Source organism: Acutalibacter intestini (genome assembly GCF_034334985.1).
Taxonomy (GTDB): Bacteria; Bacillota; Clostridia; order Oscillospirales; family Acutalibacteraceae; genus Acutalibacter; species Acutalibacter intestini.
Genome location: NZ_JAWXXL010000014.1, coordinates 33,386 through 54,961, shown reverse-complemented (window position 1 = coordinate 54,961; position 21,576 = coordinate 33,386). Strand labels below are relative to the sequence as shown.

Genomic DNA, 21,576 nt, shown 5'->3' with positions numbered 1-21,576 from the left:
ATGATGGAACTGCAATACCCCTTTGACCCTGCCCAGATCATTCGCCGCCGCAAAGCCCTGCGAAAGGAACTGCTGGCCCTGGACGAGCCCCGCCTGACCAAAAAAATCGCGGTTTTGGGCGGCTCCACCACCAGCGACATTGTAAAAACTCTAGAGCTTTTCCTCCTAGACGCGGGCATTCAGCCAGAGTTCTATGAGTCGGAGTACGCCCAGTATTTTCAGGACGCCATGTTTCCGCCTCAAGAGCTGCTGGATTTTGCCCCAGACCTGATCTTTGTGCACACCACCAGCCGAAACATTACCCACTGGCCCCAGATTACCGACAGCCCAGAGGACGCGGACCGCTGTTTGGAAGAAGAGCTGGAAAAGTTTCGGGCCGTGTGGAAAAGCCTGGAAGAGCGCTTTCACTGCCCTGTTATCCAAAACAATTTTGAAAAGCCCTTTTACCGCCTGCTGGGCAACCGGGATGCCTGGGACCACCGGGGCCGGGTCCACTTTACCGCCCGGCTGAACCAGGCCTTTGCCGCCTGGGCAGAAACGCACCAGGGGTTTTACCTAAACGACATTGACTATCTCTCCGCGGACTTTGGCCTGCGCCGCTGGGCGGACCCGGCTTTTTGGAACCTGTATAAGTACGCCCTTTGTTTTGAGGCCATTCCCGCCTTTGCCTTTAACCTGGCGAACATCGTGAAGTCTCTATTTGGCAAAAACAAAAAGGCCCTGGCCCTGGACCTGGACAACACCCTATGGGGCGGCGTGGTGGGCGACGACGGGGTGGACGGCATTGACATTGGCCAGGAAAACGGCGTAGCCCAGTCTTACTATGAGTTCCAGGGCTACCTGAAGCAGCTGCAAAGCACCGGCGTACTGCTGACGGTCTGTTCCAAAAACGACCTGGAAAACGCCATTGCCGGCCTGGAACACCCCGAAGGGCTGCTGCGCCCTGGGGACTTTATTGTCATCAAGGCCAACTGGGAAAATAAAGACCGGAACATGCTAGAGATTGCCCAGGAGCTGAACATTTTACCAGACGCCATTGTCTTTGCGGACGACAACCCCGCCGAGCGGGAGATCGTGCGGGCCCAGGTAAAGGGTGCGGCCGTGCCGGAGATGGAAGGGGTAGAGAACTACATTGCCGCCATTGACCGGGGCGGGTACTTTGAGGCCACTACATTTAGCGAGGACGACTTGAAGCGCAACGATATGTATAAGGCTAATGTTCAGCGGGCCGCCCAGCAGGCCAGCTTTGGCGACTACCAGGAATACCTGAAAAGCCTGGATATGCGGGCGGTCATCGACGATTTTCTGCCCGTGTACCTGGGGCGTATCACCCAGCTAAGCAACAAGAGCAACCAGTTCAACCTGACCACCCGGCGCTACACGGTGGAGGAAATGGAGCAGGTGTTCGCCGACCCGGGGTACATCCGGCTATACGGCAAGCTGGTGGACAAGTTTGGAGACAACGGGGTGGTCTCGGTGGTCATTGGCAAAAAGAGCGGCTCTGTGCTGGATGTAGAGTTGTGGCTGATGAGCTGCCGGGTGCTGAAGCGGGACATGGAGCTGGCCATGCTGGACCGGCTGGTACAGCGCTGCGGAGAGCAGGGTATAGAGACCATCCGGGGGCACTATTACCCCACAGCCAAGAACAACATGGTGCGGGAACTGTACGCTGGCTTTGGCTTTGAGAAAACCGCGGAGGACCAGGCGGGCAACACTACCTGGGAGCTAAAGGTGGCCGGGTACCAGCCCAAATGCAAAGTAATCGAGGTAAGCGGCAATCCCTAAAAGCGGACATACGCGAAGGGAGAAAGGGTCCAGGGAACTGGTTCCCTAGCGGGGGTCAAGGGGGCAGCGCCCCTTGCCGCCGGAGGCGACCTTAATCCCTTAAAAAGCGGCGCGCAAAAAGCCAAGTGCTTTCACCACCCCACCCCAGTCCGCGCTCAGGGCTTGCGCCCCGAGCCTAGTTTCCTTCTTTTGCGGCTATTGAAAATTATTATATAGAAAGGACGATCACTATGGACATCAGAGAAATCTTTACCCGCCTAAATCGCGTCTTTCAGGAGGTCTTTGACGACCGCACCATTCGAGTGAACCCCCAGACCACGGCGGACGACATTGAGGACTGGGACAGCCTGGAGCACATCACCCTTATTTCCGCTGTGGAGCGGGAGTTCCGCATGAAGTTCAAGATGGGGGAGATTTCCTCCATGAAGAATGTGGGCGAGATGGCGGCCATCATTCAAGAGCGGGCCAAGGGTTAATAGTTAACACAGTTCAAAAGAGGTATTCAAGCTCTTTTGAACTAGGGCTTGTTTGAAAATAGAGGAAATGACGGATTTTTGACCAGAAACGGTCAGTTTCAAGGAGAAAACCGCAAGTAATACTTGCGTATTACGAGGATTTTCGACGCAGAAGATGGTTGCTTCTGGGTAAAAAGACGGCGTTTTCGATTTTTTAAACAAGCCCTAGGCGAGGTAGTCGCCCAGCTTAAAAATCGGTATGTACCGATTTTTAAGTGTGTTTACTATAACAGCCCAAGGACTGCATGTCCTGAAAATAATACAAAAAAAGGTTACGCCGAGGTTTGGCGTAACCTTTTTTGTTTTCTCCCAGCTCTTCTTATTCGTCGTCCCCCGCGCCCTTTTTGTACAGGTTAAAACGGAAGAGCTTGTTTTCATCCGCCTGCTTTTCGCACATAACGAACGCCTCGGCAATTTTTCCGCCCTCAATCAGGGCGGTCAGCCCCACCAGCTGGCACAGCTTGCTCTTCAGGTTCAGCCGGTCGCCGTCCCGGGTCATCAGGTAAACCTCGCCCTCGCAGTTATCCAGCACCTGCAAAAAGGCCGGTACGTCTATGTCGTGTAGTTCTACCATACGTGGTGGCATAAAGGGTGCCTCCTTTCAAGATGTGTGGCTCCAAACTTCGGGTGGGAAGTTATGTTTTCTATTGATCATACTATAGCACAAATCTTCTAAAAAGGCAAGAGGGTGGTTTTTGGGGGAGTGTCCAAAAGAAGAGTTTATGACGAAGGAATGGAGCCTCGCCTTTTAACGCTTCCTTCTGGACATGCCCAGAGCCAGGGAATTTTTAACGCCGAAGGCTCCTCTCTGGTCAAAACAGACGGTATTTCGGAGGTTTCAAACAGACTCTAGCTTTGGGGAAAGTCCCTATGGGCCTGCACGCTCTTATAGGAGGGCCGGATGATCTTTCCGCCGCCCACCAGCTCCTCAATGCGGTGGGCGCTCCAGCCCGCAATGCGGGAGATGGCAAAAATGGGCGTGTACAGCTCCATGGGCAGGTCCAGCATACTGTAAATGAACCCGCTGTAAAAGTCCACGTTGGCAGAAACGCCCTTATAAATCTTTCGCTCTTTGGCAATCAGCTCCACCGCCAGCCGCTCTACGTTGGCATATAGCTGGTATTCCGCCATACGGCCCTTTTCCTGGGAGAGTCCGGCCACAAAAGAGGCCATGGTCTTGGCACGGGGGTCCGAGATGGAGTACACCGCGTGCCCCATGCCGTAAATGAGCCCGGAGCGGTCAAATGCCTCCTTGTGCAAAAGCTTTTTCAGGTAAGCGGTAATCTCCTGGTCATCGTTCCAGTCCTTGATATTTGCCTTGATGTCCTCAAACATCTGCACCACCTTGATATTGGCCCCGCCGTGCTTGGGCCCCTTTAAAGAGCCCAGGGCCGCCGCCATGGCCGAATAGGTGTCCGTTCCGCTGGAGGTAACCAAGTGGGTGGTAAAGGTGGAGTTGTTTCCGCCTCCGTGGTCCGCGTGGAGGATCAGGGCAATATCCAGCACCCGGGCCTCCAGCTGGGTATACTGGCAGTCTGGCCGCAGGATGCGTAAAATATTCTCCGCTGTGGAAAGGGCTGGGTCCGGCTGGTGGATAAACAGACTTTGCCCGTCGTGATAATGGCGGTAGGCCTGGTAGCCATACACAGAGAGCAGGGGAAACAGGGCAATCAGCTGCAAACACTGACGCAAAACATTGGGCACAGAAATATCTTCGGCTTCCTCATCATATGAATAAAGAGTAAGCACGCTGCGCGCCAGGGTGTTCATCATATTGTCACTGGGGGCTTTCATAATAATATCCCGGACAAAGCTGGTGGGCAGGGTGCGGTAGAACGAGAGCAGCTGGCAAAAATCCTTTAGCTGCCCCTCCTCTGGCAGGTCGCCAAAAAGCAGCAAAAACGCGGTACGCTCGAAACCGAAGTTATCTATCCCGGCCTGGCGGCGCACCAGCTCTTCCACATCATAGCCCCGGTAATAGAGCTTGCCCTCGCAGGGCACGCTTTTCCCGTCCACGGTCTGGGTGGAAACAATCTCCGAAATGTTGGTCAGGCCGGTCAGCACGCCCTTGCCGTTCAGGTCCCGCAGGCCGCGTTTTACGTCAAATTTGGTATAGAGTTCCGGGTCAATACGGCTGTTGTCCACACATTTTTGCGCCAAGCCCAGAATCTCTGGTTTTATCTCCGAGTAGATAGACATAAATGTAAGTTCCTCCTTTTTCCTATGTTAAACGCTTATAGTCAAACCATTTCAAAAGTATCAAATTCACAAATTGTTCGATGGAGATATGTTCTGCCGGCCCGCCCAAAGCAACTCTGCCCCCAAAGCGACCCTATAACCTGGAAAATGATGTTTTTCAAGTTAAATGACTATAAAAATAAATTTAGCTTTTATTATACTAAAAAGACAGCGCAGATGCAAGAGATATTTTGTGAATCCGCTAAATGCCTGTACGGGTTCTGGCAGCGCCCGCTCTTTCTCCAGGGGACCACGGGCCATACGCCGCTCTTCCCTGCCGGCGTCCCGCGTTCCCCAGAGCTTTTGCGCTTTTTTCTTTATTTTGCTCCCCTATGTTGGGGCGTTTCTTTATCTTCTATGAAAGAGGTACTGTCTATGAACAAATTCCGGAATCTTCTGAAAAATCTCGTCATTCTGGCCTGCTCCGCTGTCTGCGTCTGGTGTGCTGCCGAAAACCTCCAGCGCTGGGCCCAGGAACAGGCCCTGCTCTTCTCCGACCATTCATCCTCCAGTACCTCTCCCAGCACAGCGCCGGAAACCCCCGCCCCCTCGGCCGCCCCGGACTCCGCCGCCATCTCTCAAGATGGCTTTCTCCCAGACGACGGCATTGTTCCCTTTCACAGCGACCTGCTCCCCGGCCTCTCTGCCACTCCGGACCCAAACCGCGCCACTGGCCCTGTGGAGGAGATCCAGATTGACGGAGGGGCCCAGGTGGACAATTTCTTTGTCCGAGACTCTACGGAGTCCGGCACCGACCTGGCCGCCCAACTGCTGGAGGAGCCTGACGTACACATTAAGGCCGACGGCAGCGTGGAGGTGCTGATCTACCACACGCATACCTCCGAATCCTACTCGAAAGACGCCCCGGGCTTCTACTATACCGACATGGATACCCGCACCCAAAACCAAGAGATGAGCGTGGTGGCCGCGGGCGAGGCCCTGGCACAGTCTCTGGAGGCAAAGGGGATTGGTGTAGTCCACGACAAGACGGTAAACGACCTGGCCTTTAATGGCTCTTACGCCCGCTCGTGGGAGGTGATTCAGGCCAACCTAAGCCAGTACCCAGGCATTCAGGTGACCATTGACGTGCATAGAGACTCCATGACCACAGACGAAGGCCTGAAATATAAGCCCACGGTGCAGGTGGGCGGGCGCAAAGCGGCCCAGGCCATGCTGCTGGCCGGGTGCGACGCGGACGGCAGCTGGGGGGATTTCCCTGATTGGCTGATGAATTTACGGATGATTCTGCGGGTGCAGCAAAAGGCCCAGGAACTGTACCCAGGCCTGATGCGGCCTTTGAACTTTTCCAACAGTAAATATAACATGAACGCCACCACAGGCTCTATGCTCATTGAAGTGGGCACCGAGGTAAACACCGCCGCAGAGGCCAAGTATACAGGCAGTCTTTTGGGCGAAATCATCGGCGAAGCGCTGCTAGACTGCGCATAAAGTAAGAAAAGCGGCGAATAATGAAAGAAGAAATAGCAGGAAAAACAGAATACCAAAAACCACGGCTGCGCTAAACCGCTTCCCCGGCAAAGTTTTTTAGACGCGAGGAGCATTCCAAAGGCCTTTCGCGCATACCCCCTCTGTCTACATATTACCTCTAGGAGGAAACTACCATGAAAAGAAATTGGCGGGCCTTTGGGCTGGGCCTGGGGCTGGGGCTGTTCGTATTCATCCTTGCGGGGGGCCTGCTCACTGTGGACTATCAGGGGCGGAAAATGAGCTTTGGCGACAGTACCCCTCTGGCCCGGGTAGAGCGCCAGGAGGGGCGGTCCCAGCTGACTGTAAAAGCCTTTGGCACAGAGCGCAGCTGGGACGTGACCGGCCTGGACGAAGCCTGGGACTTCTTTTGCGACTTTAACTGCATCCCCCGCCAGCCCTTTCCCCAGCAGGGAGGTGGCGCATGACCCGCTGTTCTAAATGGCCGGCCGCGCTTTTTGCCGGAGCTTTTTTCCTGCTTGTCCTTATTGGCATGAAAACTGCCCACACCTCTATCTGGCGGCTAACCGGCATTATCGGGTGGGTTCTGGTAGCCGCTGGGTTCTTCAGCGTGGCGGTTACGATGTGGTGGAGCGCCCGCCCCCGCAGGCAGCGGATACTTGTGCGGGCTCAGGTGGCGGGCCAGGCTCCGGAGAAAATCGAGCATTCCGCCCAGTATATTCCCCCGCCCCACCGCCGGCAGTACACCTCGGTTCAGCGCAGAAGATAGCCATTCAATCAAAGGTCCAGTGGCCTGTCCCAGGCCGCGGGCCTTTTTGTGCGCCCTTCTGCTACCGCAAGGGAGGGGCGCTATACTTTTGGCCACCCCAAGGGGTTGGCTTCATACTATTTTTACATTTATTTTTCCTTTTCAGAAAAAAGAGTTCGGGTGGTTGCGGTATAATATTTATGATATATAGGAGCTTTTTGCCCTTGTTTTCCGGCCTTTTCCACTAATTGGAAGGGTCCGGAGCTTCTTTCGTGTTCGTTGATGCAGGCCCCTTCTGGGTGCCTGGCTGTCCGCTGGTTTAGCTTGCTTTGCCATAGCGCTTTGGGGCTATCAGGGTCCGCTCTTATTGGGCTTGCTGCTCTCTTTGGGGGGCTTTTGTCGATCCGCTGGTTCGGCATTGCTGCGCAATGGCGAAAGGCGCTGGTTGGTTGGGCGGTGCAGGGATGATCAACCGCTTGCGGGCTTTACTTAGATTTCTTATATCTAGCGCTTTCTTTTTCGTCTCTGCTCTGCTTTGTAAAGGACAAGACCCTTGGGGCTCTGTTTCACGGCTGCCGCTTCGGTCGGTCCGCACATAAGGGCCACTGGCGCTCGCTCCCCCCCAAACCCCGCGTACGCTGGACCGCGCACTGTGTCCCTCCTTGAAACCTACATCTGTTCTCTTTTTCTATCCTCTCTACAGAAAGGACGCTGAAATTCTATGAAGTTGCAATACCACCCTTCCTTTGCTAAACGTCTGCTCTCCTTCCTAATGGCCCTTTGCCTTCTCCATCTGGCCCCGGTCTCTGTTCTGGCCCGCACCACCGAAGAGGTGGAGGCCGAACAGCGGGAGCTGGAGCAGGAACGCGATCAGCTGGAGGCAAAACTGGAGGAGCTTCGCCAGGACGAGGCCCAAAAGCAGGAATACCAGGAAACCCTTCAGCAGCAGATCAACGTGGTACAGGAACAGATTACCAATGCCCGCCGGGACATTGATGAGCTGAATGCCAACATTACCCTGCTCAATGAGAAGCTGAAAAAGGCGGAGGAGGAGTCCGCGGACACCTTGAACCAGTTTAAGAAGCGCGTTTCCGCCATCTATCAGGCGGGGTCTGTCAGTACTCTGGAGATCCTGCTGAATTCCAGCAGCTTCAGCGATTTTTCCATGCGGTCCGAGATGCTTAGTAACATGAGCCGCCACGATCAGGAACTAATGGACAAAATTGACGCTTACATGAAAGCCACAGAGGCCGACCGCACAGAGCGGGAAAAACAAAAGGCCCTAGTGGCGGAGCAGAAAAAGAACCTGGAGCAGAACCAAAAGGAACTGGACGCCCTTTACGCGGAAAACGCGGAGGCCATCGCCGCCTTGCAGGGGGCCCAAAGTGCCACCAGCGAGGCCCTGCAAACCACCCAGGCGGAGATAGAGGCCCGGGACCAGGAAATTAAGGAGATCATTGAAGAGCAGAAGCGCCGGGAAGAGGAAGAGCGCAAGCGCCAGGAAGAGGCTGCGGCCAATAACGGGGCCTCTTCCAACCCAACCAGCCCGGGCGGGCAGGGAGACGTGATCTTTAACGGCGGCGGCTCTGACGGCTTCCGGCCCTGCTGGCCCATGCCGGGGGTTACCTATATCTCGGACGAGTATGGCGGATACCGGGGACACCAGGGTATGGACATTGCCGGAGATTTCGGCACGCCCATTGTGGCGGCAGAGTCCGGCAGGGTAGAACGGGCCTGGACCGCAGACACCTGGGGCATGGGCTGGGGTTATCATGTATTTATTTACCACAACGGTACCTACAGCACGCTGTATGCCCATATGAGCTCCGTGGCGGTGTCTCAAGGCCAGTATGTAGAGCAGGGAACAATTATCGGCTATGAGGGCAGTACAGGGGACAGCACAGGCCCCCACCTGCATTTTGAGGTATGGCAGAACGGCTCTCGGGTAAACCCCAGGAACTTCCTGTTCTAAGGGGTAAAACTTCACTCGGCTGTCCAGTGTCGAAAACCTTGTTGGAACTGTATCCTCCAAAGTCCTATGATGCTCCCTTGCCAAAAACGATTGCGCGGCCATATCCAGGCCATCGGCAGGTCCTGCCAGGCTCTGCGGGGCCGGCGGACATCCTTTCCTATTATCAAATTAGGTAGACTTGAGCCAAACGAAAGACTATCTGAAAGCCGGAGAAACGCTGGATTTTTACCAGAAACCAGGGGGCCAAGGCAAAAACCGCGAGAAAAGCTTGCCGCCGTTTGAGGATTTGGGATCCCGAAACCACCGCTTCTGGTCCAAACAGACTATCATTTCAGAGTTTTAAACTAGATGCTAGACAAAGAGGAAAGCCGGGCGTTTGCTATGAACAAACGTCCGGCTTTTTTTATAAACCCAAACCTATAAGTTGGCAAACACGTCCATCTGCCGCTTCAGCTCCCCAACAATCTCTTGGTTTGCGTTCATGCGGTCTGTGATGCCCGCCATATCCTCCACCAGGCCCCGGGTGCTGCCCGCCGCGCCGTTTACCCCGGAAACCGCGCTGTCAATGGCTCCGGAAATCTCCGAAATGGAGCTGGCAATCTCGTCCATGGCTGTCCGCAGCCGTACCGTGCGCTGGTTAAAAGCCTCCATAGCCTCTTGAATATAGTCCGAGTCCACCCGGTACTGCTGCCCCGCATGGACAGACAGCTCCAGCTGAGCCAGAAGCGTCTTACCTAAGTAACCGGCCAGCTCCTGGGCACTGCTGGAAAGATAGTTCACAGCCCCGGTTACCACCATGCTGACCTCTTGAATATGGTTTGCGGTTTCCGCACAAGCGTCCGCCAACTGCCGGATTTCTCGGGCCACAATAGCAAACCCCTTGCCCGCCTCCCCGGCCCGGGAGGCCTCGATCGACGCGTTAACGGCGATCAAGTCTGTGGATGTAGAGATGGAGAGAATGTCTTTTGTCAGCGTGCTAATTTCCCCCACGCTCCTGCTCTTCTCAATGGCTTGGTCCAGGGTGGACATAATTTCCTCTGTTTTGGCCCGAACAACCTCCATCTCATCCCGGGCAGACCGCTCCATCTCCTCGGCCCGGCCCCGCATTTCTGCCGAGTAGGCGGTAATTGCCGCACATTCCTCCGCCATGCTTTTGGCGTCGCCGCGCATCTCGGAAGCGCTGACACTAATGGCCGCCGAGCTGCCCGCCGTTCCCTCCAGCGCGGCGGAAAGACGGTCTGTTAGGGTGGAAAGGCTGCGGACATTACCGCTGGAGGTACCCACCCGGCGGCGGACCTCTTCCACCACCCCGGTGATACGCTCCGAGCTGTCCTGAAGCATCCCCATAGCGCCCCGAATGGGGGCCATTACATATCGCCGGACAATGCGAAACGCGGCGGCTACCAATAATATGCCAATCACCAGGGTAGCACAGCTGCCCACCAGAGAAACCACATAGACCAAAAGCAGGCGGTCCTTCGCTTCATCTGCCAGGGTGCCGATAGACGCGGAAAGGCTGTCCATATCTGTCTCCGCCGCCTGGCTCCAATGAGCCACATCCCCGTTAGCCATTGCATAGGCTTCTTGGGTTTTACTGTCCGCGCTGGCACAGACCAAACGCACCAGGGCATGCTTAAAGGCCTCGTAGTCGCTCAATAGGGCGCGGTAGGACTCTTGATCCTCAAGGGGAATCATCTCCTCATAAAGCCTCAGCTTTTCGTCCAGGGCGGCCTCCTCTTCCTTAATCTCCTGGACCAGGCGAATCATGGTGACGTGGTCCGCTGCCACAATATGGGACAAAGCCAAACGATGAATGTCCATCATCGAGCGCCGGATTCCCTCCAGCTGCCCCTCGCAAACCATATATTTATCCACAATAGTTCCCGCGTTGCTATGGACATTGTTTACACTGAAAACCGCCAGAATATTGGAGAGCAGCGTTACCAGCCCCAGCAAGACAATAGGCATAATTAAACGTTGCTGTAATTTCAGATTGCCTTTCATAAATGCTTTCCTCCTGATGGTATTCTTCCGCCTATCGCGCGGTTACGCCTTCTACCAGCCGGTCCAGCTGGGCCTGAAGAGCGGCTCCGGAAGGATTTCCCTCCGCCATGCTGCCCGCAAACTCGGCCACAGGGTCCCAGAACTTCCCCCCCACCCGCTGGAGCTGGGAATAATTTGACTGGGCCAGCAGGGCCGCAATGGCTGGCGATGCCTGAACCTCGGAAGAATTGGCCGCAATGGCATTGGCGGGTCCCTGTCCTCTTAGCTGAAAACGCAGCCGCTGGTTGGACTCATTGGTGATCCACTCTGCCAGGCGCGCGGCCCATTCCGGGTGCTGGGAGTAGGCGTTTACCCCAATCAGCTTGCAGCCGGAGAAAGAGGCCATTTGCACCTGCTGTCCCCCACAAGTATAGGTAGGCAGCTTGGCAGCCCCCACATTCTCTTTTCCCCACGCCTCTTCCACGGCCACGGCATTCCACACGCCGCTGACCCCGGCGATTACAGAGCCATCCTGAACCCCCTGGAGAAATTCCTCGTCCGTGTGGCTGGCAAAGCCCGGACTGGCCGCGATATCCAGCATGGCCTGGGCCACATCCACGCCCTGTATATCCCCTTCGGTACTGTTCCAGGTGCAGAAATTGGTAAGGCCGTCCTCGTTTAGCCCCACCTCCATACCGGTGTTTCCAAAGAACGCGTAAACATACCAGGCGGAAGACCAGTCCATGACCATCTGCTTGCCCGCCTCAGCCGCAACTTCCAGAATGCGGTCTAAGCTTTCAACGTCCGCTTCTGAAAAATAAGCCTTATTATAATAAAGAAAATATCCGTTGTCCGCAGTCAATGGGTACGCGTAGAGCGTGCCCCCCACGCTGGCCGCATCCAGAGCCGCCGGAAGCGAGGCGCCCCGGACCGCGCTCTCGTCCGCAATGGGGTCCAGGGCCCCGGCGGCAGCCAGCGCCGCCACCTGGTCGTCCGCAAAGGCAAACACATCCGCGCCCTTTTCCAAATCTCCCAGCAGCGCGTCTTTACAGTGGGACTCGCTTTGGGGCTGATAAGTAATCTGAAAGTCTGCCTGGCCGGCATACTGGGTTTGAAAGGAGTCAATCATCTCCCGCAGCAGCGCCTCATCCTCTTCCGCACCCCATACAGTCAGCGCCACAGTCTCGTCCACCGGCTGGCTGCTTGGAGATTGCTGGCTGCTACAGGCAGCCAACAGGGCCAGAACCCCGGCCAGCAGTATGATCGGAATTCGTCTCTTTTTCATATTAGGATCAGTCCTCCAATTTACCTTGTTTTCCAGTTTCATTTTAGCACTTTTTAAGATAGCTTTCAAGGGGCCAGGCCCCGGCAAGCATCGGACCGCCACAAAAGGCCGGACGGTCTCCGGGTATCTTCCACCCTTGGGCGCGTCTGTTTTGTACGTATCAAAATCCCTTGGGCTCTCCATTTGCGCTAGGCCCTGTACCTCCTTTCAGAAAGTCCCCCCAGCCTGTTTGGGGTCAGAAGTCTGGAAGTATTAAAAGCGGGGGCCTCCCCTGTGCAGGGAAGCCCTCGCTTTTCTGGATCTGTATGTATGACGAGCTGATCGTTAGCCCTTTACCGCGCCAATGGTGATTCCCTTTACAAAATACTTCTGGAAGAAAGGGTACACCACCAAAATAGGCAGTACGCCCACCACCGCGATAGCCATCTTAATGCCAATGCTGGGCATGGTGGCGGAAATTTCCGCCGCGGAAGCAGCGTCCATGCCGCTTTTCAGCGCCTGTACATCCCGAAGCATATCGTTTAGCAGCACCTGGATGCTGTACAGGCTCTTACTCTGCTGCAAATAATACAGGCCGTTTTTCCAGTCGTTCCAATAGGCCAGACCAATCAGCAGGGTCATGGTGGCGATCATGGGTACGCTCATGGGCAGCACAATGGTGAGAAGCACCCGGAACTCTCCCGCACCGTCAATGCGCGCGGCTTCAATGACCGCGTCGGGAATGTTTGTACTGAAATAGGTCCGCATCATAATAACATAAAACGCGTTCACCAGCAGAGAGGGGATAATCAGCGCCCAGGGGGTGTTGCTCACCGGGATATACCGGGTGTACATAATGTAAGTGGGCACCAGGCCTCCGTTAAAAAGCATGGTGAAGAACACGTAGAAAGCCATGGCATTGCGTCCAGGCAGGTCCCGGCGGGACAAAGCATAGGCCATGAGGACCGTCATGGAAAGGCCCAGGCTGGTTCCCACTGCGGTGGAGAAAATGGTCATTAAATAGGCCTTGGCAATCTTGGTTCCGCTTTTGAACATATACAGATAAGCGTCCATACTGAGCTTAGAGGGGAACAGCGTATAGCCGTTGCGAATCAGCTCGTTTTCCTCTGTGATAGAGGACATGATCAGCAGCGCGAAGGGAAAGATGCAGCACAGCACCAGAATGATCATCACCGCGTGGGCCACAACCTGAAAGTTTTTATTTTTTTCTACCATTGTGCTACCTCCCTTAGAACAGCGCGTTTTCTTCGCCGCCGACCTTCTTCACCGCCCAGTTGGCCAGCAGTACCAGTATAAAGCCCACCACGCTCTGGTAAAAGCCTGCGGCGGAGGACATTCCAATGTCGTTCAGACGAATCAGCCCCCGGTACACATAGGTATCAATGGTGCTGGTCACATCCAGCAGGGGGCCCGAGTCCATGGGCACCTGGTAGAACAGGCCGAAGTCTGAATAGAAAATTTTTCCAATAGCCATAAGGGTCAGGGTGATAATGGTGGGCAGCAGGCTGGGCAGGGTCACATGGAGGATCTGGTTCCAGCGGTTGGCCCCGTCAATCACCGCCGCCTCATAATAGCTGTGGTCAATGCCCACCAGGGTGGCATAGTAGAGGATGCAGTCATACCCAAAGGTTTTCCAGACGTGGACAATTACCAGTATGTAGGGCCAGTATTTGGGCTCTGTGTACCAAGAGATAGGCTCTTTGCCCAGGGCCTTTAGAATGGTGTTGTTCACAAACCCTGTCTCGGAACTGAGCAGGGCAAACACCAGGTAGCTGACCACCACAATGGAGATCAGATAGGGCAAAAGGATGATGGTCTGGTACACCTGCTTCATCAGCTTATGCCGGATCTCGTTGAGTAAAATGGCAATGGTAATGGCGATTATGGTGCCCAAAATAATAAAGGTGATATTATACAGCAAGGTATTGCGGGTAATATTAAAGGCGTCCTTGGTTTTGAACAGGTAGGTAAAGTTGTTCAGGCCCACCCAGTCGCTTCCTAAAATACCCTTGCGCCAGTTTACCCGCTTAAAAGCAATGATCAGGCCGGACATGGGCACATAATTGTTCATAAACAAATAGAGGGCCCCCGGCAGGAACATGATGTACAGCGGCAGATAGCGCAAAAAGCGGTTGGCCTTTTGGGGCGAGGAACGCCGTTTGGCTTCTTGTTCCAGCGCCATGGACTTGCTAGACATAGCGGTCAGCTCCTTTTCCAGTGTTCATACTCTAACCCCGGCAGACGGGCCCAAGGCAGAAGAGCGTGGGAATAGACGGCGGTTCTGCCGCCCATTCCCACGCCCTCCCTTTTAGGGAGGGCACGGTTATATCACGAATCCTTTACCTTACAAAATCACTTGCTCTGCTCAGCCAGCCAAGCGTCCAGCTGGCTCTGCTTTTCAGCGATAATCGCGTCAATGCCCGCGTCTTTCAGTTCCTGGTTGAACTTGGGCAGGGTCTCCTCAGGGTTCAGCGCACCGCAGACCAGGGCCTTGTGGTACTTATTCACCACATTGGTGCAGGCCGCAATCTCGTTGGGGGTCTTGGTAGCGTCAAAGGAGAAGCCAAAGGCAGCGGACTTTGCGGCAGTCTGGTTGAACTCTTTGGTGGCGTCCCAGTAATCCACCGGCAGGTCCGGGCCCCAGATGGCGCCAATGAACTGGTTGGGCAGCATCCACGCGCCGCTCTTCCGGTAGGTTGTACTGTTGGCGTCCAGGCCCTCTACATAGTCAATGCGGTCCTGGCCGTTGGTAACCACGCCCTCTCCAATAACCTGGTAGTGCTCGCCCTCAATACCATACATATACAGGTTATTCAGCTCGGGATTGACATACAGCTCGTTAAGCACCTTCATGGCAGCCTCGGGGTGCTCACAGGAGCCGGCAATGGACCACAGCGCCATGGTGGCAAAGCCCGTGGTGGACAGAGCGGGGATAATCTCTACTGTGCCAATCTTGTTAACCCGATTGGGGTTGTTCTCCTCCGCGTAATAGGGCTTCAGGTTGGAGAAGGTGCCAAAGGCAGTGCCCGCGTCCATCAGGGTGGCGCCGGTCTCTGTGGTGTTTACAGCGTCGGTCTGAATCAGGCCTTCCTGCATCCAGTTGTACATGGTGGTAACCAGGTCCTTGTACTGGTCGGTCTCATACAGGTTGGTCACTTTGGTATCCGCGGCCATGTTCGGCAGCACGCCCAGGTTCACCATTTCGTCGCCCAAAGCGTCCCAGCCCCAGTTACGGATGTTCTCACCAGCGGAGACCACCACGGGCCACACATTGGGCTCTTTCTCCTTAATGACCTTCAGCTGCTCATACAGGGCCTCCAGGGTGGTGGCGTTTTCCATATCCAGCTCATACTTCTCGGCCAGGTCCAGCCGGTACTCAAAGCCCTGGGCCTGGGCCATATCCCGGCCTTGGGTCAGGCCGAACAGCTCGCCGTCTACCCGGCCGCAGTTGATCAGGTCCCAGCCCAGCTGCTCAATGATGCCCTGGCCATATTTTTCAATCAGGTCGTCCATGGGCATAATCTGGCCGCTGGTAGCACAGGAAGCGTAGGGGATCATGTACACCGCGATCAGGTCCACGTCCACGCCGGCGGAAAGGGCCAGGGTGGTCTGCTCCGCATAGCTGCCAAAGGGATAGAAGGTCAGCTTCACGTTTACGTTGAACTTGTCCTCCAAAAGCTGGTTCATAGCCTCTTCCACATGGGCTACGCCGGTCTCCTCTTTGCCGGAAGCCATGGTGATCAGGTTCAGGGTAACCAGCTCGGGCTCTTTCAGGTCTTCGCCCGCCGTCTGGCTTACTTCGCTGGAGCTCTCGCTGCTTTCGCCGCCCTGGCTGCTTTGGCTGCTCTGGCTGCTCTGGCTTTCTGTTGTGCCGCTCTGCTGAGAGCTGCCGCCGCTTTCGCCGCCGCACGCCGCCAGGCTAAGCACCATGCACAGCGCCAAAAGAGCCGCCAGGATTCTTTTTCCTGTCATAAGTAAAACCATCCTTTCTGAATTTACCAATTTTTAGTGAGTGCGGGGCCGCTCTGTTTTTACCCGTTTGCCCCTATTTCACTAATAAATAAAGTATAACCCATTTGCCAGGGTTTTTCTGCAAAAATTGTGATTTCCAATGTCAAATTTGTGACCAATTTATGTCCAAGTTGCAATTCTCCCTCTTAGATATTGCATAAAGAGGCCTTTAAGGCCGATGCATAGACATAAAAAAAGTTGCCATTCCATACATTGCTGAAAAGAATGACAACCAACGCGTCTGCAACTCTATACCACACCCACAAAGTCCCTTTGAATTCCTTGTAGATTTCAAAGCGCCGCCACCCTTTCCATGGGGAGGCCAGCCCAAATCCATAAATATCATTCCATGAAATAATATTCAATACCATGAGAAAATTTGCTCCGCCTGGTGCCTGGAACAGCGGGTGCTTTGCAAGAACGCCTGTCTGGTTATTCAGATTTTCCCATTTCCTCTCGGGGCTTATGGCGCCGGGCGCGGTATTCCACCGGCGAGCAGCCGCAGAATTTTTTGAACACCTGAGAAAAATAAGAAAAATTGCAGTACCCCACCCGGGATGCCACCAGGCTGACCGGCACGTCCGTATCCGCCAGCAAAGACTGGGCCACCCGCATTTTTTCGGTCAGTATATACTCGCTTAAAGAGCCGCCGGTCTCCCGCTTAAAAAGCCGGGAGAGATGCTCTGGGCTTAGATACACCATCTCGGCAATTTGGGTCCGGTTCAGCTCCTTGTCCAGGTTCCGGCGGATGTACTCCATCGCCTTGCGCACAGGCCCCAGGCTCTCTTCCGGCGGCTGGCTGGCCGCGGCCTGGCTGCTGCGGTACTCCTCATAGGCGTAGTAGCGGCGCAGCTTGGCGCTTTCTTGCAGCTTGCCCGCCGCACGAATTAGGGCTTCTTCGATCTCCTCATAAGGCGCGGGCTGCAAGATATAGTCAAAAGATCCCAGCTTTACGGCCTCTTGGGCATAGCCAAACTCCGCGTGGGCTGTAAGAAAAATGCAGCCCACCTCTGGTTTGCGCTGGCGCGCCCAGCGCAGCAGCTCAAAGCCGTTATGGGGCGGCAGCTCAACGTCGCACAGCAGCATGTCCACCCGCTCTTGCAAAAAGACGTTTTGCGCTTCTTTTAGGCTGTAGGCGGGAAAGGCCTTTTCCACCCAGGCGCGCTGCCAGTTTACGCCGCTTAACAGGCCCCGCACCACCTCTGGCTGGTCGTCAATCACTAGGACATTCATTGCTTTCCCCCTCTTTCAGCTGGTTTTGTATGGGAATCATAATCTCGGCCACGCAGCCGGGATTGGTGTTATAAAAAGCGTACACCACCTGGCTGCCGTACGCCAGCTCTATGCGCTTTTTGATGTTGTTCAGCCCCACATGGTGCTGGGTGTACTCGCCCTGAAAGGGCGCGTTAATCTCTCGCAGCACATCGTCTGAAAAGCCGGGGCCGTTGTCGCTGACAGACAAGTCAATGTAGGTCTCCCCTCCGCTTTTCAGCACAAAGGCTTTTACGTCAATTTCCAGCGGCTGGTCCGTGTCCGCCCGGTGCTTCACAGAGTTTTCCACCAGGGTCTGCAAAGAGAGGGGCGGCAGGGAAAACCCCAGCAGCCGGGGCTCCGCGCTGATGCGGCAGATGGGGGTGCTGGTAGAGCTGAGGGCCTGAAGCTCGATATAGGTTTTAATATGCTCCAGCTCCTTCTCCAAGGGCACAAAATCCATGCTGTCCTGAAACATGGCGCGGATATGCCTGGAAAAAGCCAGAATCATCCGCTGGATCTTCTCGCAGTCCTGCTGCTGGGCCAGGGCATATAGATTTTTAAGTCCATTTAAAAAGAAATGGGGCCGAATTTGCAACTGTAAATATTGCAGCTGGGCTTTTTGGCACTGGATCTCTGTTTCATAGGAGGTAATTTTCAGTTCCTTGATCTGTTGGATCATGGTATTAAACGTTTCAGACATCTGTTGAAACTCTAAAACCTGGTCCCCGGTATCCGCTTGTGCCTCCAGGTTTCCCTCCCGAATGCGGATCATGGTCTGTTTCAGCTTTTCCACCGGGGTGACAATCTCCCGGTTAAGCCCTACCAGAAGCACGGGCACGCAGAGCACCGTGAGCAGAGAAAGCCCCAAAAGAATCATCTGTACAGGGTCCAAAACTTCCAGGTATCCTGCCCCGCTTACCAAAAACACCAGATTACAGTTGGTGCCTGTTAGCTGCCGGCCAATGATCATGTACCGCCGGGGAAAGCCAGAGAGAAAATAGCCCTGGTAGTCATAGTCTTTGGGCAGGCGGATGTTCTGTTCCTCTAAAAAGGCCTGCTGGGTCAGGGGCTGGTTTTCCATGGTGGTAAAGGAGACCACGGCCTCCCGCTCCTGCTCCCACTCTGTAATGCCCACCAGCTGGTCCAGGGGGGCCAGAGCCACCAAATAGGTTCCATTGCTCCCATAAAACCGCAGCAAATACACCTCGTCCTCAATTTTTACCCAGTTCCATCCCATTCCCATGGCATACTGGTCCCGTGCCACGGCCTCCCGAACAAAGCCGCGAATCTGCCGCTTGTGCTGGTATGTGAAGTCCTCGGTAAAAATATCCCGCTCGGCGCCGCTGGTGTGGCTGTAAATAAAAAACGCCCTTGCTACTGTATAAGAGGCCGCCAGAGGCTTGAGCTGCTGGTAAAGAGCATAAGACGCCAGGTGGGCCTGTAGCTGGGAGGCGCCCCCGGAGAGGGTGCGAAAGTCCAAGTTACTGGCTACAATGGCGATGAGGGCGTCGTCAATGGCCGCCAGCTGGTCCTCAATCTGCCAGACACAGGCGTCCACTGTGCGCTGGTTCGACTCGGCCAGCCGGTGGTTAAACGCCTGGATGGAATAAAGGGAATTGACAATAAGAAGCACGGCCAAAGGCAGCACCATACAGAGTACCGTGGTGCGCAGCATGCTTCCAAAGGACCTGCTTCGTGCCGGACCCATGGCAATCCTCCCCCTTCTCCATTTACGCGGTAATATCCACGCCCTGCCGGTAGTCCTCTAAAATACTGGTATCAAAAGGCGCGCCCCAGTCCCAGCCTGGATTGTGCTGGCGGACAAATCCCGCCAGCCGGGTGGCCTCGGTGTGGAACATCTCATTCAGTGTCCAAGACGCGCTTAGCCGCTCTTCCGGGGCCAGGGACAGGACATAGCCCTGAATAAGGCCGCTGATGTCCTCTCCGTTGCTAACCCCATAGCCATTTTTCATGTGGTCAAAGGCAATCCGCTTCACCTGCCGCGCCACCGTTTTGTCCACTGGCACTATTTTCCGATAATTGCCCGCCTGGTTTAAGCTCATGCCCGGCGTGCCATAGGGGTTGACATGGGGTTTGCCCTGCCCGCCCTGGGCAAGCTGTCCGGCACGCTCCTGCTGCCGGCTTCGCGCCAATTGTCTGATCGTCATAGAACGACCTCCTTTTTCTTAAAGTTTCTATATTTAGACCTCTTGTGAAAACAATTTTTGAGTCATAGAAAGCCTCCGGGAGCAAAGAAACAGTCGCCGTCCGTTGACCGCGCCATATTTCTTGACAGATTCTATTTCCCAAGAAGTCTATTCACCCAAGGCTTGTTTGAAAACATTAGGAGAAAACCATAAGCTGTACCGCCGTACAGCGAGGATTTTCGGCGCTGGAAGGGACCGCTAATGACGGCGCTTGCGATTTTTCAAACGGGTCCGAGATTTCCTGCCGGAAAGCAGAAAAGCCAATAGGTATATCCCCTTAAAACAGTGCACTACATTTTATTATCAAAATCGGCATTTTATGGCAGAACTTAAGGGGCTGGCATAGGGATCTCTCTATAAAGCCGCATAAGATTCACCCGGTTTTCCCAAGTGAATTTGTCATATTCTTCAAATTCGCCTTTTGCTCGCACACACTCCATCAAATACACAAAGAATAATATCTATTTATATAGAAAAAATGACGAATTTGGAGACAGACTCCGGCTCTGCCATTTCTGTGGTTAACAAGGATTTTTTATAGGGAAAACAGCCTCTTATGGGCAAAAGACGGCCTTCCGGATTTTTCCAGCAAGCCCTGACTCCGTAACCATATATAATAGGAGTTTGCCCCACTAAAATCATTTTTAACATTGACGCTAGAGTCTGTTTGAAAACCAGAGAAACGCAGGATTTTTGACGCCGAAAGCACCGTTTCTGGTCAGAGCATACTGTATCTCGGCGTTTTTAAACAGGGTCGAGGGAAAAACCATGACAAGCTTCCACACCGCGCACAACTTTTACCATGTAACGCATCCATAGGAATTTGTGCAGGAGGCATAGAGAACGGGAGAAAGATTTATGGTTTTTATGTATTGCATTTCCAGGGAAAAAGATATATAATTAAATTTATTAATTAATGTGATTCTGGGAAGCCATCCCTTGCGCGCTTCCACAAACGGAAGGGACGGATAAACCATGTTATTGCCACTTCGGCCCATATTGGAGGCCACCCAACGGTATGGCTATGCCCAGGGCACCTTTAACGTGAACGCCGTAGCCCAGGCCCAGGCTGTGATCCAGGTACACGAGATGTTCCGCAGCCCGGCCATTCTTCAGGGCGCGGACTTGGCCAACGCCTTTATGGGCGGCAGGACGGACTTCCAAAACGGCACAGTGGAAGACAAAATCGCGAGGGCCAAAAACATCGGCCGGGCGGTACAGGCATATGGGGCGCCTTCCCCAGTGCCCGTTGTGCTTCACCTGGACCACGGCCGGGACCTGGAAAGCGTAAAGGCGGCCATTGCCGGGGGCTACACTTCCGTGATGATCGACGGCTCCTCTCTACCCTTTGACCAAAACGTAGAGCTTACCCGGGAGGTAGTCAAGTACGCCCACCAGCGGGGCGTTACGGTGGAAGGAGAGCTGGGGGTGCTGGCCGGGGTGGAAGACCATGTGTTCAGCGCGGCTTCTACCTACACTAATCCCCTGGACGCGGTGGAATTTTTTAAAAAAACCCGGGTAGACTGCCTGGCCATCAGCTACGGCACCAAGCACGGCGCGGCCAAGGGCAAGGACGTAAAGCTGCGCCGGGAGATTCCCACCGCCATTCGGGAGTGCCTGATGCACGAGGGCATTTTCGGTGTGCTGGTAAGCCACGGCTCCTCCACAGTTCCCAGGTACATCGTGGAGGAGATCAACCGTTTAGGCGGCAGGCTGGAAGAGACCGGGGGCATTGCTTTAAGGGAGCTAAAGGCCACCATCCCCTGCGGAATTGGCAAAATCAATGTGGATACAGACATCCGGCTGGCAGTGACCAGAAATTTGCGGGAGCTCTTTGTCCAGCGCCCCCAGCTGCGGGACAGTGCCCGTATCGGTGAAATTTACCGTCTGCTGGAGCAGAAGCCGGAACAGTTTGACCCCCGGGCCTTTTTGACCCCGATTATGGATACAGTGATGTACGGGAATGTGCCGGACCAGGAGGTGGCCGCTGTCTGCCGCTGCGTGGCGCAGGGCGTTCAAGAGGCGGTGGGCACCTTGATTGTGGAGTTCGGCAGTGTGGGCCGGGCCCCGCTAGTGGAGCAGGTTTCTCTGGACCAGATGGCGGAGCGCTACCGAAAAGAAGGCATCTAATG

At 54.7% G+C, this 21,576-nt stretch carries 17 protein-coding genes; 7 read left to right on the top strand and 10 right to left on the bottom strand.

Translation table 11 applies throughout. The annotated features are described in order from the left end of the window. Both U8U68_RS11465 and U8U68_RS11460 read left to right on the top strand, forming a co-directional pair. Nucleotides 1–1,785: an HAD-IIIC family phosphatase gene (locus U8U68_RS11465; protein ID WP_322200937.1), complete on the top strand. Its 1,785-nt coding sequence runs from the start codon at nucleotides 1–3 to the stop codon at nucleotides 1,783–1,785. Between the two features lie 230 nt (nucleotides 1,786–2,015). Continuing rightward, a complete protein-coding gene (locus U8U68_RS11460; protein ID WP_322200936.1) occupies nucleotides 2,016–2,261 on the top strand; it encodes an acyl carrier protein in 246 nt (81 codons plus the stop codon). A gap of 358 nt (nucleotides 2,262–2,619) precedes the next feature. Here the strand turns inward: U8U68_RS11460 and U8U68_RS11455 are convergent, their stop codons facing one another. Both U8U68_RS11455 and U8U68_RS11450 read right to left on the bottom strand, forming a co-directional pair. Then, nucleotides 2,620–2,886, bottom strand: a complete 267-nt coding sequence (locus U8U68_RS11455) for a hypothetical protein (protein ID WP_322200935.1) — start codon at nucleotides 2,884–2,886, stop codon at nucleotides 2,620–2,622. A gap of 263 nt (nucleotides 2,887–3,149) precedes the next feature. After that, nucleotides 3,150–4,499 (bottom strand): citrate/2-methylcitrate synthase, encoded by a 1,350-nt coding sequence (locus tag U8U68_RS11450; protein WP_322200934.1) that lies wholly within the window; start codon nucleotides 4,497–4,499, stop codon nucleotides 3,150–3,152. Nucleotides 4,500–4,913: 414 nt separating this feature from the next. On the opposite strand from U8U68_RS11450, the gene spoIIP reads away from it, so the two are divergent. The 4 genes from spoIIP (at nucleotide 4,914) to U8U68_RS11430 (ending at nucleotide 8,704) form a co-directional block, all read left to right on the top strand. Beyond that, nucleotides 4,914–5,987, top strand: a complete 1,074-nt coding sequence (gene spoIIP / locus U8U68_RS11445) for a stage II sporulation protein P (RefSeq protein WP_322200933.1) — start codon at nucleotides 4,914–4,916, stop codon at nucleotides 5,985–5,987. 173 nt (nucleotides 5,988–6,160) lie between these two features. Continuing rightward, the gene (locus tag U8U68_RS11440) at nucleotides 6,161–6,451 is read left to right on the top strand and encodes a hypothetical protein (protein WP_322200932.1); all 291 of its coding nucleotides are present in this window, start codon (nucleotides 6,161–6,163) and stop codon (nucleotides 6,449–6,451) included. Beyond that, the gene (locus tag U8U68_RS11435) at nucleotides 6,448–6,753 is read left to right on the top strand and encodes a hypothetical protein (RefSeq protein ID WP_322200931.1); all 306 of its coding nucleotides are present in this window, start codon (nucleotides 6,448–6,450) and stop codon (nucleotides 6,751–6,753) included. The genes U8U68_RS11440 and U8U68_RS11435 overlap by 4 nt, the downstream gene beginning before the upstream one ends. A 700-nt stretch (nucleotides 6,754–7,453) precedes the next feature. Next, nucleotides 7,454–8,704 (top strand): murein hydrolase activator EnvC family protein, encoded by a 1,251-nt coding sequence (locus U8U68_RS11430; protein ID WP_322200930.1) that lies wholly within the window; start codon nucleotides 7,454–7,456, stop codon nucleotides 8,702–8,704. A gap of 417 nt (nucleotides 8,705–9,121) precedes the next feature. Here U8U68_RS11430 and U8U68_RS11425 read toward each other — a convergent pair whose 3' ends face one another. From U8U68_RS11425 to U8U68_RS11390, 8 genes are all read right to left on the bottom strand, one after another. Continuing rightward, a complete protein-coding gene (locus U8U68_RS11425; protein WP_322200929.1) occupies nucleotides 9,122–10,708 on the bottom strand; it encodes a methyl-accepting chemotaxis protein in 1,587 nt (528 codons plus the stop codon). A 31-nt stretch (nucleotides 10,709–10,739) separates the two neighbouring features. Further along, nucleotides 10,740–11,972 (bottom strand): extracellular solute-binding protein, encoded by a 1,233-nt coding sequence (locus tag U8U68_RS11420; RefSeq protein ID WP_322200928.1) that lies wholly within the window; start codon nucleotides 11,970–11,972, stop codon nucleotides 10,740–10,742. Between the two features lie 324 nt (nucleotides 11,973–12,296). Next, nucleotides 12,297–13,187 (bottom strand): carbohydrate ABC transporter permease, encoded by an 891-nt coding sequence (locus U8U68_RS11415; protein ID WP_322200927.1) that lies wholly within the window; start codon nucleotides 13,185–13,187, stop codon nucleotides 12,297–12,299. A gap of 13 nt (nucleotides 13,188–13,200) precedes the next feature. Further along, entirely contained in the window at nucleotides 13,201–14,169 is a 969-nt protein-coding gene (locus U8U68_RS11410; RefSeq protein ID WP_322200925.1) for an ABC transporter permease, read from the bottom strand. A 155-nt stretch (nucleotides 14,170–14,324) separates the two neighbouring features. After that, entirely contained in the window at nucleotides 14,325–15,944 is a 1,620-nt protein-coding gene (locus tag U8U68_RS11405) for an ABC transporter substrate-binding protein (RefSeq protein WP_322200924.1), read from the bottom strand. Between the two features lie 471 nt (nucleotides 15,945–16,415). After that, nucleotides 16,416–17,216: a helix-turn-helix domain-containing protein gene (locus U8U68_RS11400; protein WP_322200923.1), complete on the bottom strand. Its 801-nt coding sequence runs from the start codon at nucleotides 17,214–17,216 to the stop codon at nucleotides 16,416–16,418. Beyond that, complete coding sequence (locus tag U8U68_RS11395) at nucleotides 17,197–18,945, bottom strand: sensor histidine kinase (protein ID WP_322200922.1); 1,749 nt, start codon at nucleotides 18,943–18,945, stop codon at nucleotides 17,197–17,199. Before U8U68_RS11395 ends, U8U68_RS11400 begins: the two co-directional genes overlap by 20 nt. Before the next feature lie 22 nt (nucleotides 18,946–18,967). Further along, nucleotides 18,968–19,405: a DUF3879 family protein gene (locus U8U68_RS11390; protein WP_322200921.1), complete on the bottom strand. Its 438-nt coding sequence runs from the start codon at nucleotides 19,403–19,405 to the stop codon at nucleotides 18,968–18,970. A 1,014-nt stretch (nucleotides 19,406–20,419) separates the two neighbouring features. On the opposite strand from U8U68_RS11390, the gene U8U68_RS11385 reads away from it, so the two are divergent. After that, nucleotides 20,420–21,574, top strand: coding sequence for a class II fructose-bisphosphate aldolase (locus U8U68_RS11385; RefSeq protein ID WP_322200920.1), 1,155 nt, complete (start codon nucleotides 20,420–20,422; stop codon nucleotides 21,572–21,574). The last annotated feature ends 2 nt before the right edge of the window (nucleotides 21,575–21,576 follow it).

What these genes read in the sequence shown, in the direction of transcription:
- U8U68_RS11465 (WP_322200937.1), top strand. Translation starts at nt 1, where the DNA reads ATGATGGAACTGCAATACCCCTTTGACCCTGCCCAGATCATTCGCCGC.
- U8U68_RS11460 (WP_322200936.1), top strand. Translation starts at nt 2,016, where the DNA reads ATGGACATCAGAGAAATCTTTACCCGCCTAAATCGCGTCTTTCAGGAG.
- U8U68_RS11455 (WP_322200935.1), bottom strand. Translation starts at nt 2,886, where the DNA reads ATGCCACCACGTATGGTAGAACTACACGACATAGACGTACCGGCCTTT.
- U8U68_RS11450 (WP_322200934.1), bottom strand. Translation starts at nt 4,499, where the DNA reads ATGTCTATCTACTCGGAGATAAAACCAGAGATTCTGGGCTTGGCGCAA.
- spoIIP (WP_322200933.1), top strand. Translation starts at nt 4,914, where the DNA reads ATGAACAAATTCCGGAATCTTCTGAAAAATCTCGTCATTCTGGCCTGC.
- U8U68_RS11440 (WP_322200932.1), top strand. Translation starts at nt 6,161, where the DNA reads ATGAAAAGAAATTGGCGGGCCTTTGGGCTGGGCCTGGGGCTGGGGCTG.
- U8U68_RS11435 (WP_322200931.1), top strand. Translation starts at nt 6,448, where the DNA reads ATGACCCGCTGTTCTAAATGGCCGGCCGCGCTTTTTGCCGGAGCTTTT.
- U8U68_RS11430 (WP_322200930.1), top strand. Translation starts at nt 7,454, where the DNA reads ATGAAGTTGCAATACCACCCTTCCTTTGCTAAACGTCTGCTCTCCTTC.
- U8U68_RS11425 (WP_322200929.1), bottom strand. Translation starts at nt 10,708, where the DNA reads ATGAAAGGCAATCTGAAATTACAGCAACGTTTAATTATGCCTATTGTC.
- U8U68_RS11420 (WP_322200928.1), bottom strand. Translation starts at nt 11,972, where the DNA reads ATGAAAAAGAGACGAATTCCGATCATACTGCTGGCCGGGGTTCTGGCC.
- U8U68_RS11415 (WP_322200927.1), bottom strand. Translation starts at nt 13,187, where the DNA reads ATGGTAGAAAAAAATAAAAACTTTCAGGTTGTGGCCCACGCGGTGATG.
- U8U68_RS11410 (WP_322200925.1), bottom strand. Translation starts at nt 14,169, where the DNA reads ATGTCTAGCAAGTCCATGGCGCTGGAACAAGAAGCCAAACGGCGTTCC.
- U8U68_RS11405 (WP_322200924.1), bottom strand. Translation starts at nt 15,944, where the DNA reads ATGACAGGAAAAAGAATCCTGGCGGCTCTTTTGGCGCTGTGCATGGTG.
- U8U68_RS11400 (WP_322200923.1), bottom strand. Translation starts at nt 17,216, where the DNA reads ATGAATGTCCTAGTGATTGACGACCAGCCAGAGGTGGTGCGGGGCCTG.
- U8U68_RS11395 (WP_322200922.1), bottom strand. Translation starts at nt 18,945, where the DNA reads ATGGGTCCGGCACGAAGCAGGTCCTTTGGAAGCATGCTGCGCACCACG.
- U8U68_RS11390 (WP_322200921.1), bottom strand. Translation starts at nt 19,405, where the DNA reads ATGACGATCAGACAATTGGCGCGAAGCCGGCAGCAGGAGCGTGCCGGA.
- U8U68_RS11385 (WP_322200920.1), top strand. Translation starts at nt 20,420, where the DNA reads ATGTTATTGCCACTTCGGCCCATATTGGAGGCCACCCAACGGTATGGC.